Source organism: Reyranella sp., from assembly GCF_050185545.1.
Lineage (GTDB): Bacteria > Pseudomonadota > Alphaproteobacteria > Reyranellales > Reyranellaceae > Reyranella.
The window spans coordinates 20,219-27,192 of the sequence record NZ_JBFWZI010000072.1; the positions used below are offsets into that span (position 1 = coordinate 20,219).

Annotated in this window: 8 protein-coding genes; 6 read left to right on the top strand and 2 right to left on the bottom strand. The window is 67.5% G+C overall.

Annotated elements, in window-relative coordinates; all coding sequences use genetic code 11:
• Window positions 1–61 precede the first annotated feature (61 nt).
• Both AB7O82_RS19560 and AB7O82_RS19565 read left to right on the top strand, forming a co-directional pair.
• Window positions 62–709 (top strand): methylated-DNA--[protein]-cysteine S-methyltransferase, encoded by a 648-nt coding sequence (locus AB7O82_RS19560; RefSeq protein WP_428550065.1) that lies wholly within the window; start codon window positions 62–64, stop codon window positions 707–709.
• On the top strand, window positions 699–839 hold the full coding sequence (locus tag AB7O82_RS19565) for a c-type cytochrome (protein ID WP_428550062.1): 141 nt from the start codon (window positions 699–701) through the stop codon (window positions 837–839). The genes AB7O82_RS19560 and AB7O82_RS19565 overlap by 11 nt, the downstream gene beginning before the upstream one ends.
• On the opposite strand, the gene AB7O82_RS19570 is transcribed toward AB7O82_RS19565, so the two are convergent.
• Window positions 820–2,034 (bottom strand): MFS transporter, encoded by a 1,215-nt coding sequence (locus AB7O82_RS19570; protein ID WP_428550059.1) that lies wholly within the window; start codon window positions 2,032–2,034, stop codon window positions 820–822. The two genes, AB7O82_RS19565 and AB7O82_RS19570, sit on opposite strands and share 20 nt — an antisense overlap.
• A gap of 216 nt (window positions 2,035–2,250) precedes the next feature.
• Between AB7O82_RS19570 and AB7O82_RS19575 the strand changes: the two genes are divergently transcribed.
• Window positions 2,251–2,922, top strand: a complete 672-nt coding sequence (locus AB7O82_RS19575) for an AroM family protein (RefSeq protein ID WP_428550056.1) — start codon at window positions 2,251–2,253, stop codon at window positions 2,920–2,922.
• 4 nt (window positions 2,923–2,926) lie between these two features.
• On the opposite strand, the gene AB7O82_RS19580 is transcribed toward AB7O82_RS19575, so the two are convergent.
• On the bottom strand, window positions 2,927–3,493 hold the full coding sequence (locus AB7O82_RS19580) for an NADPH-dependent FMN reductase (protein ID WP_428550053.1): 567 nt from the start codon (window positions 3,491–3,493) through the stop codon (window positions 2,927–2,929).
• 85 nt (window positions 3,494–3,578) lie between these two features.
• Here AB7O82_RS19580 and AB7O82_RS19585 point away from each other — a divergent pair, with 85 nt between their 5' ends.
• From AB7O82_RS19585 to AB7O82_RS19595, 3 genes are all read left to right on the top strand, one after another.
• Window positions 3,579–4,658, top strand: a complete 1,080-nt coding sequence (locus tag AB7O82_RS19585; RefSeq protein WP_428550050.1) for a DUF917 domain-containing protein — start codon at window positions 3,579–3,581, stop codon at window positions 4,656–4,658.
• Window positions 4,655–5,737 carry a DUF917 domain-containing protein gene (locus AB7O82_RS19590; protein WP_428550048.1) on the top strand — a complete coding sequence of 361 codons (1,083 nt, stop codon included), beginning with the start codon at window positions 4,655–4,657 and terminating at the stop codon, window positions 5,735–5,737. Before AB7O82_RS19585 ends, AB7O82_RS19590 begins: the two co-directional genes overlap by 4 nt.
• Window positions 5,734–6,974, top strand: a 1,241-nt coding sequence (locus tag AB7O82_RS19595; RefSeq protein WP_428619966.1) for a hydantoinase/oxoprolinase N-terminal domain-containing protein, incomplete at its 3' end; no start/stop codon positions are given. The genes AB7O82_RS19590 and AB7O82_RS19595, both read left to right, overlap by 4 nt.

A 6,974-nucleotide genomic window follows, 5' to 3' on the forward strand; every position in this document is an offset into this window, starting at 1 on the left:
ATGGCGCATCGGGCGCGAATTCCAATCCGCTGGCGGAGCGCCAATTCGAGAGCCTGTTCCTATGTTCATCGCGAAGTCAGCCCCTGGCCTCATGACATTCATTGCTGGGGGCGTGCCACTAGGCGTGCCACTCCAGTGGCGCGCCCCCAGCGACCAATTCATGGAGATGAACATGACGTACGTCATTCGCTACGGCACAGCTGAAAGCGTCCTCGGACCCTTCGTTGCTGCGCTGTCGGAACGCGGCCTGGCACTGGTGGAATTCGGCGCCCTGGCCGCGTCGGACCTGGCGGTGTGTTTCCCGGAGGCCGAGGTGATCGATGAGTCTGCAGCCTTGCAGGCCACGGTCACCATGATCGCCGCCCACATCGAAGAGCCATGGGCTCCCTGCAATCTCGCGCTCGACCTGAGGGGGTCGGACTTCGAGCTGGCGGTGTGGCAGGCGCTGCGCGCCATCCCGGCGGGAACGACCACGACCTACGGCGAAATTGCCGGTCGCCTGGGCATGCCGCGTGCGGCTCGCGAGGTCGGCGAGGCCTGTGCAGCCAATCGGCTCGCGGTGATCGTGCCGTGTCATCGTGTGGTCAAGAAGGACGGTTCCCTCTCCGGCTATCGCTGGGGTGTTCGGCGAAAGCGCGCCCTGCTCGAGCGCGAGGCGACGGCCGGCCTCTTGTGCCGATCGGCGATCGTCGCGCACGGTGCGGCCTGATCTCGGATCGGAGGACTACTGCGCCGACCCGCGCAACATGGTGCCGGGCACGTCGATGGTGTTCAACGGCGTGAAGCAGATGGGGCAGCTCGCCGACCTCGTCGCCTACCTCAAGCAGGCGACGCAGTAGAGTTGTCGCGCGAGCCCAGGTAGACGCTGGCGCCGAGCACCAGCCCGGCCGCGAGGGCCGCGAAGGCCAGCCGATAGGCTTGGTCCGAGTTTCCGAAGCCCTCGACGATGTAGCCCACGCCGGCCGGCAACACGCTGAGACCGAGGCATTGCGCCATGTTGACGGTGGTGACGCCGCGCCCGGCCAGGCGGTCGGGGAACAGCGCGCGGCCTTGCGCCACGATCACCGTGCCGAAGGCGCAGAAGAAGCAGAAGGCGGTGAGCAGCGCGACTGCAACGGCCAGCGGTGGCTGCGGCAGCACGGCCAGGATGGCGAGCAGCGCCACCGAGATCGCGGCGCCGCCCAGCACCACCTTCTTGCGCGAGCGCAACAGGCGGTCCATCGGGCCGTAGGCCAGGATGCCGAGGATCTGCGCGACGCCCATGGCCAGCAGGACGTTGCCGCGTTGCACGCCGTCGAGCTTGTAGACGTCGTAGAGGTAGGGGCCGCCCCAGACACCGAGCACGGTCAGCATGGTGGCATAGGCGAAGAAGTGCATGGCGAGCACCGGGCCGAGGCCGCGCGTCGTCCAGACCTCGAGCAGGCCTTTCGCGATCTCTGCAAAGGTCTCACGCCGCCCGACTGCCACCGCACCGCTCGGCGGCCGGTCGCGCACGAAACCAAAGAAGCAGGCGGCCACCAGCACGGTGACGGCGGCGAGCCCCAGGAAGCCGTTGCGCCAGCCGATGGTCGCGGCGATCCAGGCGAGCGGTGTGGCCGCCGCCAGGGTGCCGATGTTCGACGCGGCGAACACCCACGACAGCGCAGCGGCCAGGTTCACCGGCTTGAACCAGCGCGAGCACAGGAACACCACCGACATGAAGGAGGCGGCACAGCCGACGCCGACCACGGCGCGCGCGCCGATCAGGTCGACGGCGTCGCGCGCCTCGGCGATCCACACGGCGCCGGCCATGGCGACGAAGGACAGGGCGGTCACGGTGCGGCGCGCGCCGTAACGGTCGAACCACATGCCGACCGGCACCTGGACGGCGAACAGGGCGAAGAAGAAGGCACTGCCCGCCCATCCGAGCTGGCGGGCGGTGAGACCGAGATCGCGCGTCAGCTCGGGCGCAATCACGCTGTTGGAGACGCGATAGAACTGGCTGAGGCAGGTGACGGCGATCAGCAGCAGAAGCAGCGGCAGTTTCGATACCATTTTGCGGACCGCCTAGCACGGCCCGGCAAAGCCGTCCTTCGGCGTGGACCGAAGCATTGTCATGGTCGCGATAGCCACAGGCGTTCATCTGGACCGCGGGCGTCCCGTCCACTCATGACTGATGAGCGGACGGGACACCCACGGTCCAGATGAAGGCGCGGGATCGACGTGTTCGGACGTCGTGCTGCCGGAAGGCTGATCGGCTATGATTAGGGCATGACACGCACCCTGGGAATCGTAACTGTCGGTCAGGCGCCGCGCGACGACATCGCGGCGCTGTTCGCCGCCCATGCCCCCGCCGGCACGAAGGTCGTGCTGCGCGGCGCCCTCGACGGCCTGTCGGACGACGAGGTCGACAGGCTCCAACCGGAGAACGGCGCCGACACGCTCTACACGCGGCTGCGCGGCGTGCGCGATGTACGGCTGTCCAAGAAGGCAGTGACGGTCCGCTCGCCGGCGGCTTTGGCGAAGCTGCGAGACGACGGTTGCGATGTCCTGGTCTATGCCTGCACCGGCGAGTTTCCGCCGATGGTGAACGACGAGGGCGTGCTGTTCCCGTCGCGCGTGCTGAACGGCCTGGCGACCGGCCTGCTGCCGCAGGGCCGGCTGGGCCTGCTTGTTCCCCTGGTCGAGCAATCCGAGAAGCTCGCGTCGAAATGGGCGCGTCCGGGTCTCGAGGTTGTCGTGGAGGCGTTGGCGCCCAGCGCCGGCGCGGACGAGGCCGTCGTCGTCGGCCGACGTCTCGCGGCGCAACGGCCCGATCTCGTCGCCATGGATTGCATGAGCTACACGCCCCAGACCAAGGGCTGGATCAAGCAAACGCTCGACGTGCCCGCGCTGCTCGCCATCACGGCGACCGGCCGCGTGCTGCGCGAGATGCTCGACTAATCGGCTACTTGACGTGCGCCGCCGCCTTGGCGTGGCGGATCGCCAGGGTCAGCGAGGTGCCGAGATCGGCCAGCAGCTTGCCGGTCGCTTCGTCGTTGAGCTTGCCGTCCGTGAAGCGGTTCTGTGCCTGGCCGATCATGACCTCGGGCTTGTTGACCGGCCGGCCGTCGAGGAAGATCAGGATCTGGCGCAGCTGGTACTGGGCGCGCGCCGTGCCGAGCACGCCACCCGATGCGCCGAACATGGCGACCGGCTTGGCCGCGAAGGGCTGCGGCGTCAGGCGCGACAGCCAGTCGATGGCGTTCTTGAGCACGCCCGACGGCCCGTAGTTGTACTCGGGGGTCGCGAACACGATGCCGTCGGCCTCGAGCATCGCCTTGTGCGCGGCCTGGACCTTGTCGGGAAAGCCCTTGGCCTGGATGTCGGCGTCGTAGAGCGGCCAGTCGATCTCGATGGTCGAGATCGAAACGCCGGACGGCAGCCGCTCGGCGAAAGCGTTGAGCGCCATGCGGTTGAACGACGCCTTGCGCAGGCTGCCGCAGAAGGCGACGAGTTTCAGCGAATCGGACATTGCGCGGTTTCTCCCCGGTTACTGATGCTTTGTCAGCCATCAGGCAGGCGGCTACATAGGTGTGTGCGGGGGAATTGGCAACGTAATGGCTTTGCGTGACATCACGATCGACGACATCGAATCACTTGCGGTCGGTGCCTGGGTTCTGGGCACGGGCGGTGGCGGCAGTCCCTATCTCGGCCTGCTGAACATGCGTGCCCTCTACAAGGAGGGCTATCGCGTCCAGCTGATGTCGAGCGAATCGCTGGCGGACGACGATTGGGTGGCGGCGGTGTCGAACATGGGCGCCCCTCTGGTCGGCCAGGAACGGTTGACCGACAGCCGCACCATCGCCCGCGCCGTTGCCCTGATGGAGGAGCATATCGGCCGCAAATTCCGCGCGATCATGTCGCTCGAGATCGGCGGCGGCAATTCGATCCAGCCGCTGATGGCGGCTGCTCACCTCGGGCGACCGGTGCTCGATTCGGACATGATGGGCCGCGCCTATCCGGAGGCGCAGATGACCTCGGTCGCGGTCGGCGATCTCGTACCCTGTCCACTCACCACCGTCGACGTGCGCGGCCTCGAATCGGTCGTCGAGAAGGTGCCGACCTGGAAATGGATGGAGCGGGTGAGCCGCAAGATCTGCGTCGAGTACGGCTCGATCGCCTCGACCTGCAAGGCGCCGCGCACCGGCGCAGAGGTCAAGAAGTGGGGCATCCACGGAACCACCACCAAGGCGATCGCCATCGGCCACGCGGTGCGCGAGGCGCAGCGGCGGCACGACGATCCGGTTGCCGCTATCCTCGAGGTCGAACCCGGCAAGGTGCTCTACAAGGGCAAGGTGACCGACGTCGAACGGCGCGCCACCGAAGGGTTCCTGCGCGGCCGCACGCGCATCGATGGCATGGACGATTGGCGCGGCGCCACGCTCGAGCTCGCGTTCCAGAACGAATGGATCGTCGCCTGGCGCGACGGCACGCCGATCGCCATGTCGCCCGACCTGATCTGTGTACTCGACTCGATATCGGGCGAAGCGGTCGGCACCGAGACGATCCGCTATGGCCAGCGCGTCACCGTCATCGCCCTGCCGCCGCCACCGGTGTTCCTCACGCCCAAGGGCCTGCAGCATGTCGGCCCGCGCGCCTTCGGCTACGACATCGAGTTCAAGAGCGTGTTTGCATGAGCCTGCGCGACATCACCATCGACGACATCGAAGCGCTGGCCGTCGGTGCGTGGGTTCTCGGCACCGGCGGCGGCGGCAATCCCTATCTGCCGCTGCTCAACATGCGGGCGCTCTATCGCGAGGGCCATCGCGTCCAGCTGATGGACGCGTCCGATCTTGCCGACGACGACCGGGTGGGCGTGGTCGCCAACATGGGCGCCCCTTTGGTTGGCCAGGAGCGCCTGACCGACAGCCTCACCCTGGCGCGCGCGGTGTCGCTCATGGAGGAGCATACCGGCTATCGGTTCGCCGGCCTCATGGGCATGGAGATCGGCGGCGCCAACGGCGTGCGGCCCCTCATGGCGGCTGCGCATCTGAAGCGTCCGATCATCGATTCCGACACGATGGGGCGTGCCTATCCGGAGGCGCAGATGACGTCGGTGGCGGTGGGTGGGCTCACGCCCTGGCCGCTGACCGCGGTCGATGTGCGCGGCCTCGAATCGGTGGTCGGAAGGGTGCCGACCTGGAAGTGGGCCGAGCGGGTCGTGCGCAAGATCTGCGTCGAGTACGGCTCGGTCGCCGCCACCTGCCAGCCGCCGCGCACCGGCGCCGAGGTCAAGAAGTGGGGCATCCATGGCACCACGACCAAGGCGATGGCGATCGGCCGGGCGGTGCGCGAGGCCCAGCGCAGCCACGACGATCCGATTGCCGCCATCCTTGGCGTCGAGCCCGGCAAGCTCCTCTACAAGGGCAAGGTGGTCGACGTGGCGCGGCGCGCGACCGAGGGTTTTTTGCGCGGCGTTGCCCGTCTGGACGGGCTGGACGGTTGGCGTGACGCGACTATGACCATCAACTTCCAGAATGAATGGATCGTGGCGTTCATCGACGGAAAGCCGATCGCCATGTCGCCCGACCTGATCTGCGTGCTCGACTCGATGTCGGGCGAGGCGGTCGGCAGCGAGACCATCCGCTACGGCCAACGCGTCACCGTGATCGCCCTGCCGCCACCCGCCGTCTTCCTGTCGCCGCGCGGTCTCGACCATGTCGGCCCGCGTGCGTTCGGCTACGACCTCGACTTCAGGAGCGTTTTTTCCTCATGAGACGAATTGGCATCGATGTCGGTGGCACCAACACCGACGCTGTCCTCATCGAGCAAGGCAAGGTGGTACGCGCCGTGAAGGCGCCGACCAGCGAGGATGTCACCACTGGCATCCTCGACTCGTTGCAGCGGCTCGGCGCGACCGGCGTGCTGAAGAGCGGGCGCGTCGATGGCGTGATGATCGGCACCACGCATTTCATCAATGCCGTCGTCCAGCGCCGCCATCTGACGAAAGTCGCGGCGCTGCGGCTCGGCATGCCCGCCTCGGCGTCTCTGCCGCCGTTCTGCGATTGGCCGGAGGATCTCGCCCGGCTGGTTCGCGGCGGCGTGTGGATGGTCGAGGGCGGCCACGAGTATGACGGTCGCCTGTTCATGCCGCTCGACGAGGCGGCCGTGGTCGAGGCCGCCCACGAGATGAAGGCGACGGGCCTGAGGTCGGTCGGCATCTCGTCGATCTTCTCGCCGCTCGATCCGAGCCACGAGAAACGGGCAGCCGAGCTGGTGGCCGGGATCATTCCCGACGCCTCGATCACCTGCTCGTCGGATCTCGGGCGCATCGGCCTTCTCGAACGCGAGAATGCTGGGTTGCTGAACGCCGCGCTGGCGGACCTGGCGCGTGACACGATCGCGGCCTTCGAGAAGGCGATCGGGGACTCCGGCATCGCCGCACCCCTGTTCATCACCCAGAACGACGGAACGGTAGCCGAAGCGGGCCAGGCGCGCCGTTTGCCGGTCTATTCCTTCGCCTCCGGTGCGACCAACTCGATGCGCGGTGCCGCCTATCTGTCTGGCCTGTCCGATGCGATGGTCATCGATGTCGGCGGCACTACCACCGATGTCGGCCAGCTTCGCAACGGCTTCCCGCGGGAGGCGAACTCGGTGGTCAAGGTCGGCGGCGTGCGGACGCTGTTCCGTATGCCGGACTTGCTGTCGATCGGCCTGGGTGGCGGGAGCCACGTCGTGCTCGACCCTCTCGAGGTGGGCCCGCTCTCGGTCGGCTATCGGCTGTTGAAGGACGGCATCGCCTTTGGCGGCAGCCAGCTCACGACAACCGATATCGCAATTGCGTCCGGCGTGCTCGACCTCGGCGACAAGGAGAAGGTCGCGTATCTCGACGGGGAGATCTGTCGAAAGGTCTTCGCCGAAGCCGCGCGCATGGCCGAGGAGGCGATCGACCGCATGAAGACCGAAGCGGGCGACGTGCCGTTGATCGCAGTCGGCGGCGGCGCGTTCCTGAT

Coding starts and splice junctions, on each gene's coding strand:
- AB7O82_RS19560 (WP_428550065.1), top strand. CDS start 62: ATGTTCATCGCGAAGTCAGCCCCTGGCCTCATGACATTCATTGCTGGG.
- AB7O82_RS19570 (WP_428550059.1), bottom strand. CDS start 2,034: ATGGTATCGAAACTGCCGCTGCTTCTGCTGCTGATCGCCGTCACCTGC.
- AB7O82_RS19575 (WP_428550056.1), top strand. CDS start 2,251: ATGACACGCACCCTGGGAATCGTAACTGTCGGTCAGGCGCCGCGCGAC.
- AB7O82_RS19580 (WP_428550053.1), bottom strand. CDS start 3,493: ATGTCCGATTCGCTGAAACTCGTCGCCTTCTGCGGCAGCCTGCGCAAG.
- AB7O82_RS19585 (WP_428550050.1), top strand. CDS start 3,579: ATGGCTTTGCGTGACATCACGATCGACGACATCGAATCACTTGCGGTC.
- AB7O82_RS19590 (WP_428550048.1), top strand. CDS start 4,655: ATGAGCCTGCGCGACATCACCATCGACGACATCGAAGCGCTGGCCGTC.